Below are 17506 nucleotides of genomic sequence, written 5' to 3' on the forward strand. Positions count from 1 at the left end.
GACCTCCACGGTAGAACCGCGCTGACCAGCACCGATTGAACAAAAGCGTCACCCGGCCGGGCTAGGGTCGCGGACGTGGTGAGGGAACCAGAGCCGGTGGAGCGGGACAGCCGCGGCATCCTCGACCCGTGGCTGCTGCGGCAGCGGGTGCGGCTCACCCGATACCCGGTGCAGCCAGAGCTGCTCGGGCTGGTCGACCGCTTCTGGGCGGTGCAGTGGGACCTGCCGGCCGGACAGGTACACGCCCAGCAGGTGCTCACCCATCCTGGCGCCAACCTCTCGGTCGGCCACGCCGATGGGCGCAGCAGCAGCGCGGGCTCGGTGGTGGCGGAGTGCGCCGGGGTGTCCACCGGCCTGACCACCCGCACGCTCACCGGGCGCGGGTGGACCGTGGCCGCCCTGACCACCCCCGGCGGTCTGGGCGCCTTCCTGGACGCCGACGCCGCCACGCTGACTGATCGCACGGTGCCACTGGGGGTGGCGATCGGCGTGGACACCGACGCACTCGTGGCGCAGGTGTCCGGCGCCGCCGACGAGGCTGCTCGAGTGGGCGTGCTGGCCCGGGCGCTGGTCGCAGCCGTGCGTCCCTCGCGGGCCGGCACGGCTCGGGAGGTGGCTCGGCTGGCCCGGGTGGCGGAGACCGACCGCACGGTGCGGGGGCTGGCGGACCTGTGCACGCGGGCTGCGGTCGGTCCGCGGACCCTGCAGCGCAAGTTCCTGCGCCACGCCGGGGTGCCGCCGACGTGGGTGCTCCGTCGCTACCGCCTGCTCGACGCCGCGGAGGCGGTGCGCGACGGCCGGCAGGTGGTGTGGGCGGAGGTGGCGGTGGAGATGGGCTACGCCGATCAGGCGCACCTGATCCGGGACTTCCGGGCGGCGCTGGGACAGACGCCCGCGGCGTACGCGCAGGCGCAGGCACGCCGGGCGGAGCGGGGCTAGGGCCGGTCTGACGGCTGCCGGTTCCGTGCCTGCGGTCGCGTCACCCGAACAGCCTGGCGTGCAAGCGGTTCGCATACAGTCAGGTGGTGCCCCAGCGGACCTGAGCGGGGAAGGTTCGTGGTGGCAACACTCTGCCGAGAGGGGCTGGACGGTGGGATCATCGGACTTGCTGGGTCTGACGACCTCGCTGACGGCCTCCACGCTCGTCGTCGCGCTCGTTGCCGGACTCATGCCGCGACTTGTCGGTGAGGAACCGAATCCCGTGGTGGGCATACGCACCAAGGCGACGATGTCGAGCCCCGAGGCGTGGCAGCTGGGCCATCAGGTTGCGCGGCCGCTTCTGCGCCGGACGGTGTGGACCGCCGGAGCGGGATTGTGCGTGCAGGTCGTGATCGGTGTGGTGACCGGTTTCGGATCAGTGGTGTCGGCTGTCGCTGCACCATCGGTGTTTCTCGCAGTGTTCACCGTCCTGCTCTGTGCGGCGTTGAAGGGCAACGCCGCGGCGAAGTCGCTGCAGCGTTGATCCGGTCGTGCCCCGAGAGTCTGGGGCGTGACCGAAAGTCGGCTGGTTCGCCACCGTGGCGAGACGGTAGGGGCGCGCCAGGCCGAGGATGCCGGGTGGGCGAGGGTCGGCGGCGAGGTGCCGCAGCCGGGCGTACCTTGGCGCGGGCGCAGCCCGACAGCCAAGGACGAGCCCATGCCAGTGAACACCCGGATCGCCGGTGCGGTGGTCGCCCTCGCCGCGACGGCAGGGCTGGGAGCGACGGGGTGCGGAGCCGACGGCTCGTCCCCCGTGACCACGCCCTCGCCACCGCCTGCCACGACCCCGCCATCCACGACCCCGCCTGCTGCCTCCCCGTCGGGCACCTCACCGCCGCTGGCAGCACCGCCGCCGGGGACCACGGTGTACGTGGTGCCGACTGGCTCCACCTACACCGAGTACGTGCCCTACCCGAGCTACCCCGGCTACGGCGGCTATCCCACCTATGGCAGCTCGTACTCCGACGCCGACTTCCTGGCTCGGATGCGCGCAAGGGACATCGTCACGCCCGACGACGCGGTGCAGGTGGTCGGCGCTCGCGGTGTGTGCCAGGGGCTGTCCCAGGGCAGCGGGCTGACGGCGGAGGCCAACGAGCTGATGGATCCGCCGTACGACTACTCCGCGGTGCTGGCCGGGTACTTCGCCGGCGAGGCGGTCAGGGTCTACTGCCCGCAGTACACCTACCTGCTGACCCCCTGAGGGTCAGCTGCGCACGACCTGCCCCGTGGCCCACGAGAAGGTCAGGGTGCCGCCCTGGAAGCGCGACGCCCGTCCGCCCGGCACGTCGTGCTCGTGGGAGGTGGGAAAGCCCAGCGAGCCGGTCTCCCAGCCACCAGCGGCCCAGGCCTGCCGGATCGCGCCGTGCACCTCGTGGGCCCCGGTGGCCGGCGACCAGTAGACCGACCCGCCCTCGAAGTGGTTGTACCGGCCGGTGCCCTTGCTGGTGGCCGTCTCACCGGTGGTGGGAAAGCCCAGGAAGCCCGCCTCCCAGCGCTGCGCGGCCCACACGTCCCGGACAGCGCCGTAGACCTCCTGCGCGCCGGTGGTCGGCGACCAGTACAGCGACCCGGACTGGAAGTGGTTGTAGCGGCCACGACCGTTGGGTGTGCCCAGCTCGCCGGTGATCGGCAGGCCCAGGGGGCCGGCCTCCCGGCGCAGCCCCGCCCAGCGCTCCCCGATGGACCCGTAGACCTCACGGGCGCCGGTGGCGGGGGACCAGTAGATGGAGCCGCCCTGGAAGTGGTTGTAGCGGGCGACCCCGTCGGCGGTGCCCAGCTCGTTGGTGGTGGCCGCGCCGAGGATGCTGCGGGCGCCGCCCAGGACCTGGTAGCGCTCGCCGATGGCGCCGCCCACGCTGAAGCCGGCGGGGGTGGTGCCCGGGACGGTGCCCGGGACGGTGCCAGGGACGGTGCCAGGGACCGCGATGCGGAACCAGTCAGAGCGCAGCCCCAGGGTGATGCGCACCTGGTCGCCGGTGCGGGTGACGGTGCCCTGGGTGCCGACGATGCGCACCTGCGTCGCCCGGCCGCCGTCGACGCCGAGGCCGTTGCGGGCGCTGACGTCCATGCTCACCAGCTCGCCGATCCCGTAGGCGCGGGCGATGGAGCCGGCGGTGACGGTGGTGGTCCACGTGGCGTAGGGCGAGACGGCGTCGCCGGCGTCGGGCACCGCGGGGAACAGGCCACCCGCGGTGTGGCCGCCGGTGGAGGAGGAGAACTCGGCGCGCACCGCGGCGCCGCCCCGGGTGAGCACCACGCCGGCGGTGGCGAGGATGGCGGTGTCGCTGCGCCGGTCCTCGGCGCCGGAGCCGGTGTAGACCTGGCAGGACTGGGAGTCGCAGGTCTTGGCGTAGCGGTAGCGCGACTCCGACAGCGAGTACGACCGGGCGGCCACCGCCTGCGCCCGCAGCGCCGCCGCGCCGCCGCTGTCGGCCCAGCTGGCGGGGGACTCCGACGGCACCACCCCGCGCAGGTAGTCCTCCGTGGACAGCGAGCTGACGGTGCGCTGCACGCCGCCGTCGTTGACCGCCACCAGCGACCCGCGGTACCGGGTGCCGGTGCTGCACAGGCGGAGGTGCTCGGCGGTGGGGCGGTTCAGCCCCTCCACCGGCGGGTCGGCTCGGGTGCCCGCGGTGTCTCGCACCCAGTAGGTGCGTCCCCCGCAGCCGGCCGTCGCCGTCACCGTGGCGCCGCCGCTGGGCTTGGCGACCATGGTGACCGCGTCGCCAGGGGCGATCCAGGTACCACCGGCGTAGAAGCCGCGGTCGGAGAACACCGACATGGCGCGCCCGTCGCTGCCGGTCAGCCGCACCGTCATCAGCGGGTTGCCGACCTGGCTGAGCACGGTGTTGCCGTAGTAGTGCGCCAGGATCTGCTGGTGGCTCCAGCCGTGGCGGGTGGCGTAGCCGTAGGAGCCGTACTGGCCCATCCCGCGCCCGTGGCCGTAGCCGTGGCCGGTGATGGTGACCTGGGCGTCCGCGCTGAGGGCAGCCAGCCGGACCGGCGCCTCCACCGGCGGCGTGCCGGAGGTGGCGATCAGCGCGGCGGCCACCGACACGAGGGCGGCGGTGCGCGCGAACCGGCGGACGAACAGCGCACCGGCGCCGCGGCCCGGTGCGCGGGGCGTTACCAGGCGCGGCGAGCGGCGGCGAGCCGGCGCGCCGGGGTTGCGCAGGATTGAGCACAGTAAGTAATCAAAAGATGCCACAAGGTGACCATCGGCAGGGGCGAGCGCCCCATGAGCGCATCCCGGGACGGGGTCTGGGAGCGGGCGTGCCGGACTGCCCGGACTACTCGGGCAGCTCGGCCAGCACGGCCGCGGTGGCGCTCATGCCCAGCCGGGTGGCACCGGCGTCGAGCATCGCCTGGGCCGCCGCCAGGCTGCGGATGCCGCCGGATGCCTTCACCCCCAGCGCGGGCGCGGACTGGTGCAGCAGCCGCACCGCCTCGGTGGTGGCGCCACCAGTGGGGTGGAACCCGGTGGAGGTCTTCACGAAGTCGGCGCCGGCCTGCTCGGCGGCCCGGCACGCGAGCACCACCTGCTCGTCGCTGAGCGCCGCGGTCTCCAGGATCACCTTGAGCACGTGGTCGGCCGGCGTGACGGCGCGCACGGCGGCGATGTCGTGCTGCACACCGACGAGGTCGCCATCGACCACTCGGCCGAGGTCGGCGACCATGTCCAGCTCGGTGGCGCCCAGCGCGAGGGCCGCACGAGCCTCGGCGACCTTGCCCGCGGTGAGCACCGCGCCGGCGGGGAACCCGATCACCGTGCACAGCGCGGTGCCGGTGTCCCGCACCACCGGGGCGGCGTCCACCAGGCGGGCGGAGCTGACGCAGACGGAGGCGCACCCCAGCCGAACGGCCTCGGCCGCAGCGGCGCGAACCGCTGCGGCCGAGGCCTCGGGCTTGAGGAGCGTGTGGTCGACCAGGCGCGCCAGTCCGGCGCGCGTGAGGGGTGCTGTCGGCATGGCCGGCACGCTACGGGTAGTGCGTGCCGCGCGATCCGCCAGCAGGCGGGCTCAGCTGGAGGCGCTGTCCGCGGTGGCGAGCTCGGCCCGCACCTTGTCCATGTCGAGCTCCTCCACCTGGGTGATGAGCTGCTGCAGCGACGCCTCGGGCAGGGCGCCGGGCTGGCTGTAGACCAGGATGCCGTCGCGGAAGGCCATCAGCGTGGGGATCGACATGATCTTCAGCGCCGCCGAGAGCTCGGGCTCGGCCTCGGTGTCCACCTTGGCGAAGGTGATCTCCGGGTGCTTCTCCGCGGCGGCGTCGTAGACCGGCGCGAACGCCCGGCACGGACCGCACCAGCTGGCCCAGAAATCGACCAGGACCACTCCCGGCTCCTGGATCGCCGTGGGAAAGGTTTCCTTGGTCAGGTTGGTGGTCGTCATGACGTCCTTTCGGTGCTGGTTACCCCGTGGCTCGGACAACGTCGCGACCCGACGATTTCATCCCGGGCAGCGGCGCTCGTCCTCAGGCGCTGAGCAGCTCGCGCTCGTCGGCGGGCAGGCTGGGCAGGCAGTCACAGGCGCTGCCGAGCCGGTCGCAGGTGAGCAGCAGGTCGTGACGGGCGGAGTCCAGCACCACGCAGCCGTCCTCGGTGCACTCCAGGACGTGGCTGAGGTGCACGATCAGCGTGCCGTGGCAGTGGTCGCTCTCGCTCACGCAGTCAATGCACTGGTCACTCATCACACGCACCTCGCAGATCTGGGGGTCAAGCCTCGGTCAAGCTCTGCTGATGTTGGTACCACCAGGCCCCGACAGCTCCGCGCTCCTGGCCCGGCGTGTCGGCGAGCGCCCGGCCCGGCGTGGCGTGGTCCTGGTCTCACTGACCGGTAGCCGCGCTTGGTCGGCCCCCGCCGGGGTGCGGGAATGGCAGTGCCGCAGAACACACTGGCGCACCCGTGCCGCAGGCACCGCGCCGCCCGCTGACGAAGGACGACCATGTCGCTGAACCTCGCTGACCTGTACGAAGCCGTTTCGGACGCGATCCCGGACCGGGTGGCGCTGGTCTGCGACGGCCAGCGCAGGACCTACGCCGAGCTGGACACCCGGGCCACGCAGGTGGGGCACCAGCTGCAGGAGCTGGGGATCCGGCCCGGCGACCACGTGGGTCTGCACATGCGCAACAGCCTGGAGTTCGTGGAGTCGCTGCTGGGCTGCCTGAAGGCGCGGGCCGTGCCGATCAACATCAACTTCCGCTACACCGACGCCGAGCTGAGCTACCTGTACGGCAACGCCGAGCTGGTCGGCGTGATCGTGGACGGCGACCTGGCCGCCACCGCGGCCGCCGTGCTCCCGGCCTGCCCGACCGTCAAGCACGTGCTCACGCTGGGCGCCACCGACGCCGACCTCGGTGCGGTGACCCACGTGGACTACGAGCTGGGGGTGTCTGCCCAGTCCGCCGAGCGTGACTTCGGCGAGCGCAGCAACGACGACCACTACGTGATCTACACCGGCGGCACCACCGGGATGCCCAAGGGTGTGGTGTGGCGCCACGAGGACTTCTTCCACGCCGCGCTCGGCGGGGGCAACCACTACGGCGACTCCTACACCAGCGCGGCGGAGGTGGCCGCGGCCGCCGCGGCGGCGGAGACCCCGATGACGTTCCTGGTGACCGCGCCCCTGATGCACGGCGCCGCGGTGTACTCCTTGTTCAGCGGGTTCTTCATGGCCAGCAAGCAGGTGCTGATGCGCCAGTTCGACGCGGTCGAGGCGCTGCGCCTGGTGGAGGCGGAGGCGGTCAGCTGCGTGATGGTGGTCGGCGACGCCATCGCCCGGCCGCTGGCCGACGCCATCGCCGCCCACGCCGGTGAGCACGACCTCAGCTCGCTGTTCATGATCGGCTCCGGTGGCGCCCTGTGGTCGCGCACCGTGCAGGCCCAGCTCACGGAGCTGCTGCCCAACCTCTACCTGCGGGACAGCTTCGGCGCCTCGGAGTCCGGCGCCGACGGCACCTTGGCCATGGGGGAGGACGGGTCCATGCGCATGGCGCCCAGCGCCAACGCCGTGGTGGTGGACGAGACGCTGCAGCCGGTGGAGCCCGGTTCGGGCGAGCTGGGCTACCTCGCCCGGCGGGGCCACGTCCCGCTGGCCTACTACAACGACCCGGCCAAGACCGCCGCCACCTTCCCGGTGGTGGACGGTGTGCGGATGTCGGTGCTGGGCGACATGGCCCGGGTGGAGGCCGACGGCACCATCGTGCTGCTGGGCCGGGGCTCGGGCTGCATCAACACCGGCGGCGAGAAGGTCTTCCCCGAGGAGGTGGAGCAGGCGCTGAAGAGCCACCCTGCCGTGATGGACGCGCTGGTCGCCGGCGCCCCCGACCCGCTCTACGGCGAGCGGGTGGGCGCGGTGGTCCAGCTGCGCGAGGGCTTCGACGAGCCCAGCCTGGAGGACGTGCAGAAGCACTGCCGCACCCAGATCGCCGGGTACAAGATTCCCCGCTCGCTGGTGGTCGCACCGTTCATCGTGCGCTCGCCCAGCGGCAAGGCGGACTACCGCTGGGCCAAGGCCACCGTCGCCGAGGCCGGCGCCGAGGCAGCAGCGCCCAGCACCCGCGGCTAGCGCCGACCAGACAGGCCCGGACCTGCTGGTCCGGGCCTGTCTGCGTGCGTGGGGGCGAGCGTGCAGCTCAGCGCAGCATGATGCTGCCGCCGTCGACCATCAGCGTCTGCCCGGTCATGTACCGGGCGTCGTCGCTGGCCAGGAACACCGCCACCCGGCCGATGTCCTGCTCGGGGTCGCCGAAGCGGTGCAGCGGAACACCGGAGAGCACCGCCTCGGCCATCGCCGGGTGCTCCTCCTGCCACTTGCGCACACCCTCGGTGGCAGCGAGCGGGCTGATGATGTTGACGGTGATGCCGTCGCGGGCCCACTCATGTGCCGCCACCCGGCTGACCGCCCGGATGGCCTCCTTGGCCGCGGCGTAGGAGGTCTGGGTGGGTTGGCCGTTCAGGCCGGCCCCGGAGGCGAAGTTGATGACCGTGCCCCCGTGCTCCTTGAGCTGGGGGTGTGCGGCCTGCATCAGGTGCACCGTGGGGTAGAAGCCGGTGCCGAACGACAGGTCGAACATCTCCTGGGTGTGCTCCAGCAGCGGCGCCTGGCGAGAGGCGTGGGCGTTGTTGACCAGCACGTGCAGTCCGCCGAAGGCCGCCACCGCGGCGTCCACGATCTCCTGCGCCGCCTCGGGCCGGGAGATGTCGGTACGCAGGAAGCGCACCGACTCGCCCAGCTCCGACGCCAGGGCCTGGCCCGCCTCGTCGTTGACGTCGACGGCCAGGACCCGGGCACCTTCCTTGGTGAAGGCCTGCACGATGCCGCGGCCGATGCCGCCTGCCCCGCCGGTCACGATCGCGACTTTTCCGTCCAGGCGCATGGCGCTCCTAGCTGGTGCTGTAGGTCAGGCTCGGGTCCTGCGGGAGAGATCCGCGGGGGAGGTGCCCGCTCGACGTCAGTCTATGGCGAGCGCGGGCTTCTCCAGCGCGGCGACGTTGTAGGCGGAGTAGGTCTCGTAGCGGCCGCGGCCGGAGAAGTACGGCGTCAGCTGGTCGTTCATCTCCTCGACGGAGAACGCCGAGCCCGCCGCGTCGAAGCGGTTCTCCACCTGCGGGGCGGCCATCAGCGCGACCATCTTGCCGTAGACGACGAACACCTGGCCGGTGATCTCCTCGGAGGCGGGGGAGGCCAGGTAGGCGACCAGGGTGCCGACGCGGTCCGGGGACAGCGGGTCGGCGCCGGGCTCGCTCTGCTCGCCGAAGGCCTCGGCGGTCATCGCGGTGCGCGCCCGCGGGCAGATGGCGTTGGCGCGGACGCCGTAGCGCTGCAGGCCCTGGGAGGTGGACAGCGTCAGCGCGGTGATCCCGGCCTTGGCGGCGGAGTAGTTGGGCTGGCCGGCGGAGCCGAACAGGAACGCCTCGGAGGAGGTGTTGATGACGCGGCCGAAGATGGGGCCACCGGCGTCCTTGGACTTCTGGCGCCAGTGCACCGCCGCGGCGTGGGAGGTGGCGGCGTGGCCCTTGAGGTGCACCCGGATGACGTCGTCCCAGTCCGACTCCGACAGGTTGAAGATCATCTTGTCGCGCAGGATGCCGGCGTTGTTCACCAGGATGTCGAACGAGCCGAAGCTCTCCACCGCGGTCTGCACGAGCGTGTCGCCCAGCGACCAGTCGGAGACGTCGCCGAGGACGGCGACGGCCTGGCCACCGCTGGCCTTGATCTCGTCCACCACGTCGTGCGCGGCCGGGCCCATGTCGTTGACCACGACGGCGGCACCGGCACCGGCCAGCGCCAGCGCCTCGGCGCGGCCCAGGCCTGCGCCCGCACCGGTGACGACGGCGGCCTTGCCGTCCAAGCTCAGGGACTCAACCATTTGCGAACGGCTCCTTGTACGGGGGAGAGCAGGGGACTACCTGCCGGCAGATGCTAGGCAGGCTGACCGTGCGGCAGCGCCGACGTCCCGGTGATCGGAACACCTGGGTACGTCTGCAAGTACGCCCCAGCCGCCCCGCGCAGGTCAGCAACCGCTACCCACCACGGCCGCCCGGCGGCAGGGATCAGGGGCGCGAGACCGGCTGCCCGCCCACCCCGGCGGCCAGCATCTCGCGGGACTCGGGGCGGCCGTCCAGCACGCGACCGGTGCGCTTGGTGACCCGCCAGCCCTCGGCGCCGCGGGCCAGCTCCCACCGGTTGGCGGTGAGCCGGGCGATGCGGAAGCCGGCGGCGTTCACCTTGTTCATGATCAGCTGCGTGTACTGGATCGCCACCGCGGTGTCGCCGTCCACGGTGACGCGGGCCGGCGCGGGGAAGTGGCCGCAGCCGTCGTGGATGTAGCCCTGGTGGGCCGAGGAGCCCACCATCGCCTCGATCTCCGCGCGGCCGTTCATCGGGCGCGGGTCCACGTCGTAGACCCCGTCCTCGGTCCACAGGCCCGACACCGTCGTCGCCGAGCCGCTGTCCACCGCCGCGGGGTAGGTGTAGATCAGCGTGGTGATGTCCAGGTGGTCCTGCAGCAGGGCGACCCGCTGCTCCAGGGCAGCCAGGCGGGCGTCGACGTCAGTCATCGAGGGATCCTTCGGTAGGCGGGGTGAAGCGCGCGCCGAGTGGTTCGGCGAGCTCGCGCAGGGCGTGCAGCTGGTCGCAGTAGTGCTGGGCGCCGGTGGCGTCGATCGCGACGCTCACCACGGTGGCGCCGGCGTCGCGCAGCCGGCTCAGCGCGGTGGCACAGGCGTCCGGGGCGCCCAGCGGGTCGAGCTGGCGGCCGGGGGAGAGCACCACCTCCAGCTGCGGGGGCAGCTCGGCGGCACCGAGCAGCTCGGTGAGCTCGCGCAGGCCCAGCCCGAAGGGCACCCACCCGTCGCCGTGCTCGATGGCGCGGCGCAGCGAGCGCGGGGTGCGGCCGCCGATCCACAGCGGGACCCGCGCCTGCTGGGCGTGCGGCGACACCAGGAAGCCCTCGTAGGAGTAGTGCTCGCCGTGGTAGCTCGGCTCCGGCTGCGACAGCGAGGCGCGCAGCGCTCGCAGCGCGTCGTCGGCGCGGGCGCCGCGGCCGCTGAACGGCGCGTCCAGCAGCTCGAACTCCTCGCGCAGGGTGCCCACGCCGAGCCCCAGCACCAGCCGGCCGCCGCTGACCACGTCCAGGGTGCCGTAGCGCTTGGCGATCTCCAGCGGGTGGTGGTAGCCGAGCACCAGCACCGTGGTGGTCAGCCGGACCTGGCGGGTGCGGGCGGCGAGGTAGCCGAGGGTGGCCAGCGGGTCCCAGTAGGTGCCGCCGCGCTCCTGGGCCACGTCCACCGGGACCGCCACGTGCTCGCTGCAGGTGAGGTGGTGAAAGCCCAGCCCGTCGGCGGCCTCGGCCACGCGCGCCAGCTCGGCGATGCCCGCGGAGCGCTCCCACTCGGACGTGGTGGACGGGTGCTGCACCACGATGGGTGAGCTGAGTCCGATGCGCACTGCTGGCACTTCCTCGGGGGCTGGGAGAGGTAAATGGACTAGGGCATGGTGTCGCGCCGCGCCGGGCGACCGGGTCGGGATCTCGCTGATCGGGACCGCGCGATTACCGGCGGGTTAGCGTGTCTAGCGTCACTGACGCGCAACGACGCGGCCGACTGTCACCTGAGGTGGATGAATGACTGATGTGAGCTTCGAGGGAACCCGGCGCGAGCTGGAGACCGACGCAGGCGTGCTGCGCTACCACGAGGCCGGCGACGGCCCCCCGCTGCTGCTGCTGCACGGCTCGGGTCCCGGCGTGACCGGCTGGCGCAACTACCGCGGCGTGCTCGGTGAGCTCGCGGAGGACTTCCGCTGCCTCATCCTGGAGTTCCCCGGCTTCGGCGTCAGCGACCCCACCGAGGGTCACCCGATGATGACCGCGGGCGTCTCCGTGGCCACCTTCCTGGACAAGCTCGGCCTCGGCGCGGTGGACATCATCGGCAACTCGATGGGCGGCATCGTCGGCGCCAACGTGGCGATCCACATGCCTCAGCGGGTGCACAAGCTGGTCACCATCGGCGGCATCGGGCGCAACATCTTCAGCCCCGGCCCCGGCGAGGGCATCAAGCTGCTGATGGAGTTCACCGACAACCCCACCCGCGAGGGCCTCGTCCGCTGGCTGCACTCCATGGTCTACGACCGGGCCGTGGTCACCGAGCAGCTCATCGAGGAGCGCTGGGCGCTGGCCACCGACCCGGAGACCCTGGCCGGGGCGCGCAAGATGTACAGCAGTAAGGCGTTCGCGGCGACCGCCGCGGCGCAGAAGGACGCGATCCCGTACTGGGCGCAGCTGCACAAGATCACCGCGCCGACCCTGCTGACCTGGGGTCGCGACGACCGTGTCAGCCCGGTGGACATGGCGCTGCTGCCAATGCGCACCATCGCCGACGCCGAGCTGCACATCTTCCCCAACTGTGGCCACTGGGCGATGATCGAGGCCAGGGAGGCGTGGCTGCGCACAGTCAAGGCCTTCCTCACCCGACCCGACGCCAGCTGATCATCCCGCCCGCCATCCGGCGTCCGGCGAGCAACACCTAGAGGAGAACGAAGACATGGGCCAGGTTCTGGACACGATCATGGCGCGGGCGGACGAGATCCGGGCCAACGCCGAGGCGAACGAGGCGGGCGGCAAGCTCACCGACGCTGCCGCCAAGGTGCTGCGCGAGTCCGGCGTCATGCGGATGCTCGCCCCCAAGCAGTACGGCGGCTCCGAGTCGCACCCCCGCGAGTTCGCCGAGACCGTGATGGCCACCGCCGCCCTCGACGGCGCGACTGGCTGGCTCACCGGCATCGTCGGCGTGCACCCGTGGGAGCTGGCGCTGGCGGACCCGAAGGTGCAGGAGGAGGTCTGGGGCGAGGACAACGACACCTGGACCGCGTCCCCGTACGCGCCGATGGGCATCGCCACGCCCACCGACGGCGGCTACATCCTCAACGGCCGCTGGTCGTTCTCCTCCGGCACCGACCACTGCCAGTGGCTGTTCATCGGCGCCATGGTGGGCAACCCCGACGGCACCCCGATCATGCCGCCGAAGGTCATCCACGTGCTGGTGCCGCGCCCCGACTACGAGATCGTGGACGGTAGCTGGGAGGTCGTCGGGCTCAAGGGCACCGGCAGCAAGGACGTCACCGTCAAGGGCGCGTACATCCCCGAGTACCGCACCATCGACGCCGCCAAGGTCGGCGACGGCACGCTGGTCAAGGAGCAGGGCCGCACCGAGACCCTGTACAAGTACCCGTACTGGGCCATCTTCCCGCTGGGCATCACCTCCGCCGTGATCGGCATCGCCGAGGGTGCGATGGCCTGCCACGTCGCGGCGCAGAAGAACCGCGTGGCGGTCACCGGCACCAAGATCAAGGAAGACCCGTACGTGCTCTACGCGATCAGTGACGCGGCGGCCGACATCGCCGCCTCGCGCGCCGCGCTGCTGGAGACCACCGACCGCTTCTTCGACGCCGTCGACGCCGGCAAGGAGGTCAGCTTCGAGGACCGCGCCCGGGGACGACGCACCCAGGTCGCGGCGGCCCGTCGGGCCGTGCGCGCGGTGGACGACATCTTCGACCGCTCCGGTGGTGGCGCGCTGCACCTGCACACCCCGCTGCAGCGCTTCTGGCGCGACGCGCACGCCGGGCTGGTGCACGCGGTGCACGTGCCGGGCTCGATCTACCACGCCACCGCGCTGCTCGAGCTGGGCGGCGACCCGCAGGGCATGATGCGCAACACCATCTGACCTGCGCCTGACGCACAGCAGCGGCCGTACCCCGGTGGGGTGCGGCCGCTGCTGCGTGGTGGCAGGCTGGCTAGTGGGCCATGGCCGGCGCCCCGTGCGCGTCGTGGTTGGGGATCTCGTTGCGGTAGAGGATCGCGGAGAGCACCGCGCCGACGGCGAAGAACGCCGCGGCCAGCCAGAACGCGGAGTGGTAGCTGGACAGCGCGGCACCCTCGGCCAGGCGCTGCGCCAGCATGGCCGGGTCACCGCCGGCGGCCTGGGCGGCGGCCAGGTTGTCGCTGACGTAGCCCTCTGCGGCCGACGCCGCGACGCTGCTCAGCAGGGCCACGCCGATGGATCCACCGACCTGCTGCGCGGTGTTGACGGTGGCCGAGGCCACGCCGGCGTCCTCGTCCTGCACCCCGCTGGTGGAGGCGGCGATGCCGTTGGAGAACACCTGGCCCATGCCGAGGCCGAAGAGGACGAGGCCGGGCAGGACACCGGTGACGTAGGAGCTGTCCACCTCGATGCCGGTGAGCAGCCCCAGGCCGAGCGCGGAGATGGCCATGCCCGCGCTGACCAGGATGCGGGGGCTGAACCGGGCGGACAGCGGGGCACCGAGCACCGACGCCGACACCGCGATGGCGGCGACCATCGGGACGAACGCGCACCCGGTGACCACCGGGCTGTAGCCCAGCGTCTGCTGCATGTAGTAGGTGAGGAACAGGAAGATGCCGAACATGCCCACGGCGGCGATGAGCATCACCAGGTAGGACGTGCCGCGCAGCCGGTCGGCGACCACCCGCATCGGCAGCAGGGGGTGGCTCACCCGGGTCTCCACCCACACGAAGGCCGCGAGCAGCACCACGCCGAGCGCGAGGAACGTCAGGGTGAGCGTGTCCGACCAGCCGTGGGTCTCGGAGTGGGAGAAGCCGTAGACCAGGAAGAACAGGCCGATGGTGGCCAGCAGCGTGCCCGGCCAGTCCAGCCGGTGCCGGTGGCCGCCCTCGGCCTTGCGGGGGAGGAACAGCACCGCGCCGACCAGGGCCGCGATCGCGAAGATCACGTTGACGTAGAGGCACCAGTGCCAGGAGAGGTACTCGGTGAGCACGCCACCGAGCAGCAGCCCGATCGCCCCGCCGGCACCGGCGATGGCGCCGAACACGCCGAAGGCCTTGGCGCGGTCGGCGGAGCCGGCGAACGTCACCGACAGCAGGGACAGGGCCGCCGGAGCGAGCAGCGCACCGAAGACGCCCTGCAGGGCGCGGGCGGCGACGAGCACCTCGAAGCTGGGGCCCCAGCCGCCGAGGGCGGAGGCGGCGGCGAAGCCGACCAGCCCGACGATGAAGGAGTTGCGGCGGCCGAAGAGGTCGTTGATCCGCCCGCCGAGCAGCAGCAGGCTGCCGAAGGCGAGGGAGTACGCGGTGACCACCCACTGGCGCTCGCTGTCACCGAACTCCAGCGAGCGCTGCGCCTCCGGCAGAGCGATGTTCACGATGGTGGCGTCCAGCACCACCATCAGCTGGGCAACGCTGAGCACCGCCAGGATCAGCCACCGGCGGCGGCTGTCCCCCTCGGTCGCTGGCGGTGTGCCGTGGGTCTGGGTCATGCGAAAAGGCCTCCGGGAGAGAAGCGGAACGAGAGATTCCGCGCCACGGTAACAGTCCGGAACGATAGGTTCCGCTTAGTTGCCGGTGGGGGCGCCGGCCCGAGATCACCCGCGTAGGGTCCGCGCCATGCCCCGCAACACCCCGGCGCTGCGCAGCGACGCGCGGGCCAACCTCGAGCGAATCCTGGACGCCGCCCGGCAGGTGTTCGCCCTGCGCGGGCTCGAGGCGACGCTGGCCGAGGTCGCCGAGCAGGCCCAGGTGGGCGTGGGCACCGTCTACCGGCGGTTCACCGGCAAGGACGAGCTCATCGAGCGCCTGTTCGTCTCCCGGCTGGAGGAGCTGATGGCCCTGGCCCGGTCGGCCACCGAGGTGGCCGACCCGTGGGAGGGGCTGGTGTCGTTCCTCACCGAGAACACCCGGATGCTGGCCGAGGACCGGGGGCTGCGGGACCTGGTGGTGGGTGGCCCGACCCGGGCCCTGTGCTCGGCCAACACGGCGACCCAGCGCGGCCTGGTGGACGCGGTGGAGCAGACCCAGCTGGTGCTGGAGCAGCAGGTGGCGCTGCTGGTGCGGCGGGCCAAGGAGGCCGGGGCGCTGCGGCCGGACGTCGAGGCCACCGACCTGCCGATCCTGGCGCTGTCGGTGCAGGCGGCCAGCGGCCACGTGGACGGCGGCCAGCCCGAGCTGTGGCGACGCACCCTGGGCATCGTGCTCGACGGGCTGCGGGCCAGCCGCGACAGCTGCACCGCGCTGGAGACCCCCGCGCTGAGCACCGAGCAGCTGCACACCACCATGCGCCGCATCCAGAAGCTGGGCTCGCGCTAGCGCACCGCCTCACCGGTGTGGGCCGAGGCGAAGGCCGCGGCCAGCGCCGGCAGCTGCTCGGCCGCCCGGTCGGGGTCCGGGTCGACCACCTGCAGCGCCACGTTGACGTCGGTGCAGCCCACCGCGAGCAGCGCGGCCGCGTCCGCGGCGGTGGCGTCCCAGTCGATCTCGCCGGACGCGCTGCGGGCCACCGCCAGGCGACCGCGCACCTGCAGCTGCTGCGGGTCCCGGCCGGCGTCGGCGAAGGCGCCGCGCAGCTGGTCGGCACCCCGGGCGATGTCGTCGTGGGTGGCGCCCATGATCGGGATCCACCCGTCGCCCCACGTGGTCAGCCGTCGCACCACCGGGGTGGACAGCGTCCCGGACACCCAGATCGGGATGCGGGCGCCGGCCGGCGGGCGGGGCATGCAGTAGGCGTCGCTGAAGGACACCGTGGGGGTGTCCACCGAGGCGGGGGCCTGCTCCCACAGGGCGCGGCACCCGGCGAGGGTGTCGTCGAGCAGCCGACCGCGGCGGGCGAAGTCCATCCCGGCGGCCTCGTACTCCTTGGCCTGCCAGCCGGTGCCCACGCCCAGGTCCAGGCGCCCGCCGGAGAGCAGGTCCAGGGTGGCGGCGGTCTTGGCCAGCACGGCGGCGCCACGCAGCGCCGCGATGACGATCCCGGTGCCCAGCCGGATGGTGCGGGTGCGCCCGGCCATCACCGACAGCACGGTGAGCGGCTCCAGCCACATCGCGTCCGGCTCGGTGGCGAAGGGGCCCCAGGTGTAGGCCGAGGTGTCGGGCCCCATCACCACGTGGTCGGTGACGTTGACGCGGTCGATCCCGGCGGCCTCGGCGCGCTCGGCCAGCTCGATGAGGTGGCGGTAGCCGTCGCGGGCCAGCAGCGGTCCGAAGTTGGGCACGTTCAGGCTGAGGGTGGGGCGCACGGGTGAGGATCCTTCGGCGTGGTCGGACGGTGGCAGGACAGGAGCTCAGGCGTTCATCGGTCGGTTGGTCCAGGAGCCGTCCGCGCGGGGGAACCAGCCGCCGGCGGCGTGGCTGCCGCCGTCCACGTGCAGCGTGGAGCCCGTCATGTAGCGGGACAGGTCGGAGGCGAGGAAGAGCGCGGGTCCGGCGACGTCGGTGGGCTGGCCGGGTCCGCCGAGCGGGGCCCAGCGCGGCCACCGCTCGCGGTCCTCGGGCGCGACGAGGCGCTGGTAGGGCACCTGCGGGGTCTCGATGAGGTCGGGCGCGATGTTGTTCACCCGGATCTGGTGCCGACCGACCTCCAGGCTGAGGCTGCGGGTGAAGTGCCGCAGCGCCGCCTTGTAGGTGGAGTAGATGACGTGGCCGGGGATGCCGCGGTGGGCCTCCACGGTGGTGAGGTTGATGATCGAGCCGCCGCGGCCGCGGGCGATCATGCCCGGCAGCACTGCGTGGGTCAGCCGCAGCGCGTGGTTCAGGTTGACCTCCGCCAGGGGCTCCCACTCCTCGGGGGAGGCGTCGGCGAAGGTGACCGGCGCGCGCAGGAAGTGTCCGACGTTGTTCACCAGCACGTCCACCGGGTGCTCGGCCACCTGGGCCGGGAAGTCCGGGTCGGTGACGTCGGCGACCAGCGTCTGCACTCCTGGGGGCAGGTCCGCGAGTGCCGCCGCGTCGGTGTCCACGGCGAGCACGGTGGCGCCGTGGGCGGCGTAGAGGGTGGTGATGGCGGCACCGATGCCGGCGGCGGCCCCGGTGACCAGGGCGGTGCGGCCGGCGAGCAGCGCGGTGGGCGGTGCAACAGGGTCGGGCACAGGTTCTCCCTTGCTGAGGGTGTTCGCCGGCTCAGCCTGGCAGGCGCGCAGGGTGATGTCCGAGCAGGTCTTGATCAGCGGAAGACGCCTGCGGACAACGCGATCAGTGCCGCCGACC

18 protein-coding genes are annotated in these 17506 nt (G+C 72.5%); 7 read left to right on the forward strand and 11 right to left on the reverse strand.

Going from position 1 to position 17506, the window contains the following annotated elements; genetic code table 11:
* Positions 1-75: 75 nt before the first annotated feature.
* The 3 genes from AC3YO9_RS15755 to AC3YO9_RS15765 all read left to right on the forward strand — a co-directional run bounded on the left by AC3YO9_RS15755 (position 76) and on the right by AC3YO9_RS15765 (position 2179).
* The gene (locus AC3YO9_RS15755) at positions 76-939 is read left to right on the forward strand and encodes a helix-turn-helix domain-containing protein (protein WP_489983835.1); all 864 of its coding nucleotides are present in this window, start codon (positions 76-78) and stop codon (positions 937-939) included.
* 151 nt (positions 940-1090) lie between these two features.
* Complete coding sequence (locus tag AC3YO9_RS15760; RefSeq protein ID WP_489983836.1) at positions 1091-1462, forward strand: SdpI family protein; 372 nt, start codon at positions 1091-1093, stop codon at positions 1460-1462.
* 390 nt (positions 1463-1852) lie between these two features.
* Positions 1853-2179 (forward strand): DUF732 domain-containing protein, encoded by a 327-nt coding sequence (locus tag AC3YO9_RS15765; RefSeq protein WP_489983837.1) that lies wholly within the window; start codon positions 1853-1855, stop codon positions 2177-2179.
* 3 nt (positions 2180-2182) lie between these two features.
* Here AC3YO9_RS15765 and AC3YO9_RS15770 read toward each other — a convergent pair whose 3' ends face one another.
* The 4 genes from AC3YO9_RS15770 to AC3YO9_RS15785 form a co-directional block, all read right to left on the reverse strand.
* Positions 2183-4186 (reverse strand): SpoIID/LytB domain-containing protein, encoded by a 2004-nt coding sequence (locus AC3YO9_RS15770; protein WP_489983838.1) that lies wholly within the window; start codon positions 4184-4186, stop codon positions 2183-2185.
* A gap of 82 nt (positions 4187-4268) precedes the next feature.
* Positions 4269-4946: a deoxyribose-phosphate aldolase gene (deoC, locus tag AC3YO9_RS15775; RefSeq protein ID WP_489983839.1), complete on the reverse strand. Its 678-nt coding sequence runs from the start codon at positions 4944-4946 to the stop codon at positions 4269-4271.
* Between the two features lie 51 nt (positions 4947-4997).
* Positions 4998-5369, reverse strand: a complete 372-nt coding sequence (gene trxA / locus AC3YO9_RS15780; RefSeq protein ID WP_127782330.1) for a thioredoxin — start codon at positions 5367-5369, stop codon at positions 4998-5000.
* A gap of 82 nt (positions 5370-5451) precedes the next feature.
* Entirely contained in the window at positions 5452-5643 is a 192-nt protein-coding gene (locus tag AC3YO9_RS15785; RefSeq protein WP_164860528.1) for a hypothetical protein, read from the reverse strand.
* 279 nt (positions 5644-5922) lie between these two features.
* On the opposite strand from AC3YO9_RS15785, the gene AC3YO9_RS15790 reads away from it, so the two are divergent.
* A complete protein-coding gene (locus tag AC3YO9_RS15790; RefSeq protein ID WP_489983840.1) occupies positions 5923-7545 on the forward strand; it encodes an acyl-CoA synthetase in 1623 nt (540 codons plus the stop codon).
* 67 nt (positions 7546-7612) lie between these two features.
* On the opposite strand, the gene AC3YO9_RS15795 is transcribed toward AC3YO9_RS15790, so the two are convergent.
* The 4 genes from AC3YO9_RS15795 to AC3YO9_RS15810 form a co-directional block, all read right to left on the reverse strand.
* A complete protein-coding gene (locus AC3YO9_RS15795) occupies positions 7613-8356 on the reverse strand; it encodes an SDR family NAD(P)-dependent oxidoreductase (RefSeq protein WP_127782333.1) in 744 nt (247 codons plus the stop codon).
* 75 nt (positions 8357-8431) lie between these two features.
* The gene (locus AC3YO9_RS15800) at positions 8432-9349 is read right to left on the reverse strand and encodes a 3-oxoacyl-ACP reductase (RefSeq protein WP_127782334.1); all 918 of its coding nucleotides are present in this window, start codon (positions 9347-9349) and stop codon (positions 8432-8434) included.
* 184 nt (positions 9350-9533) lie between these two features.
* On the reverse strand, positions 9534-10040 hold the full coding sequence (locus AC3YO9_RS15805) for a nuclear transport factor 2 family protein (protein ID WP_489983841.1): 507 nt from the start codon (positions 10038-10040) through the stop codon (positions 9534-9536).
* The gene (locus AC3YO9_RS15810) at positions 10033-10929 is read right to left on the reverse strand and encodes an LLM class F420-dependent oxidoreductase (RefSeq protein ID WP_127782336.1); all 897 of its coding nucleotides are present in this window, start codon (positions 10927-10929) and stop codon (positions 10033-10035) included. Before AC3YO9_RS15810 ends, AC3YO9_RS15805 begins: the two co-directional genes overlap by 8 nt.
* Positions 10930-11104: 175 nt before the next feature.
* Between AC3YO9_RS15810 and AC3YO9_RS15815 the strand changes: the two genes are divergently transcribed.
* Both AC3YO9_RS15815 and AC3YO9_RS15820 read left to right on the forward strand, forming a co-directional pair.
* Positions 11105-11965: an alpha/beta fold hydrolase gene (locus AC3YO9_RS15815; RefSeq protein WP_489983842.1), complete on the forward strand. Its 861-nt coding sequence runs from the start codon at positions 11105-11107 to the stop codon at positions 11963-11965.
* 55 nt (positions 11966-12020) lie between these two features.
* The gene (locus AC3YO9_RS15820) at positions 12021-13199 is read left to right on the forward strand and encodes an acyl-CoA dehydrogenase family protein (protein ID WP_489983843.1); all 1179 of its coding nucleotides are present in this window, start codon (positions 12021-12023) and stop codon (positions 13197-13199) included.
* Between the two features lie 70 nt (positions 13200-13269).
* Here AC3YO9_RS15820 and AC3YO9_RS15825 read toward each other — a convergent pair whose 3' ends face one another.
* Positions 13270-14787: an MFS transporter gene (locus AC3YO9_RS15825; RefSeq protein ID WP_489983844.1), complete on the reverse strand. Its 1518-nt coding sequence runs from the start codon at positions 14785-14787 to the stop codon at positions 13270-13272.
* A 127-nt stretch (positions 14788-14914) separates the two neighbouring features.
* On the opposite strand from AC3YO9_RS15825, the gene AC3YO9_RS15830 reads away from it, so the two are divergent.
* A complete protein-coding gene (locus AC3YO9_RS15830; RefSeq protein WP_489983845.1) occupies positions 14915-15613 on the forward strand; it encodes a TetR/AcrR family transcriptional regulator in 699 nt (232 codons plus the stop codon).
* Here AC3YO9_RS15830 and AC3YO9_RS15835 read toward each other — a convergent pair.
* Both AC3YO9_RS15835 and AC3YO9_RS15840 read right to left on the reverse strand, forming a co-directional pair.
* Positions 15610-16539 (reverse strand): TIGR03619 family F420-dependent LLM class oxidoreductase, encoded by a 930-nt coding sequence (locus AC3YO9_RS15835; protein WP_489983846.1) that lies wholly within the window; start codon positions 16537-16539, stop codon positions 15610-15612. The genes AC3YO9_RS15830 and AC3YO9_RS15835 overlap by 4 nt on opposite strands.
* A 45-nt stretch (positions 16540-16584) precedes the next feature.
* A complete protein-coding gene (locus AC3YO9_RS15840) occupies positions 16585-17388 on the reverse strand; it encodes an SDR family NAD(P)-dependent oxidoreductase (protein ID WP_489983847.1) in 804 nt (267 codons plus the stop codon).
* Positions 17389-17506: the final 118 nt, after the last annotated feature.

It is taken from the genome of Rhodococcus sp. Z6_132, from assembly GCF_058133635.1.

Bases quoted from the DNA above. Each gene is read 5' to 3' on its own strand.
- AC3YO9_RS15815 (WP_489983842.1), top strand. From the start codon at position 11,105: ATGACTGATGTGAGCTTCGAGGGAACCCGGCGCGAGCTGGAGACCGAC.
- trxA (WP_127782330.1), bottom strand. From the start codon at position 5,369: ATGACGACCACCAACCTGACCAAGGAAACCTTTCCCACGGCGATCCAG.
- AC3YO9_RS15790 (WP_489983840.1), top strand. From the start codon at position 5,923: ATGTCGCTGAACCTCGCTGACCTGTACGAAGCCGTTTCGGACGCGATC.
- AC3YO9_RS15830 (WP_489983845.1), top strand. From the start codon at position 14,915: ATGCCCCGCAACACCCCGGCGCTGCGCAGCGACGCGCGGGCCAACCTC.
- deoC (WP_489983839.1), bottom strand. From the start codon at position 4,946: ATGCCGACAGCACCCCTCACGCGCGCCGGACTGGCGCGCCTGGTCGAC.
- AC3YO9_RS15800 (WP_127782334.1), bottom strand. From the start codon at position 9,349: ATGGTTGAGTCCCTGAGCTTGGACGGCAAGGCCGCCGTCGTCACCGGT.
- AC3YO9_RS15795 (WP_127782333.1), bottom strand. From the start codon at position 8,356: ATGCGCCTGGACGGAAAAGTCGCGATCGTGACCGGCGGGGCAGGCGGC.
- AC3YO9_RS15820 (WP_489983843.1), top strand. From the start codon at position 12,021: ATGGGCCAGGTTCTGGACACGATCATGGCGCGGGCGGACGAGATCCGG.
- AC3YO9_RS15805 (WP_489983841.1), bottom strand. From the start codon at position 10,040: ATGACTGACGTCGACGCCCGCCTGGCTGCCCTGGAGCAGCGGGTCGCC.
- AC3YO9_RS15825 (WP_489983844.1), bottom strand. From the start codon at position 14,787: ATGACCCAGACCCACGGCACACCGCCAGCGACCGAGGGGGACAGCCGC.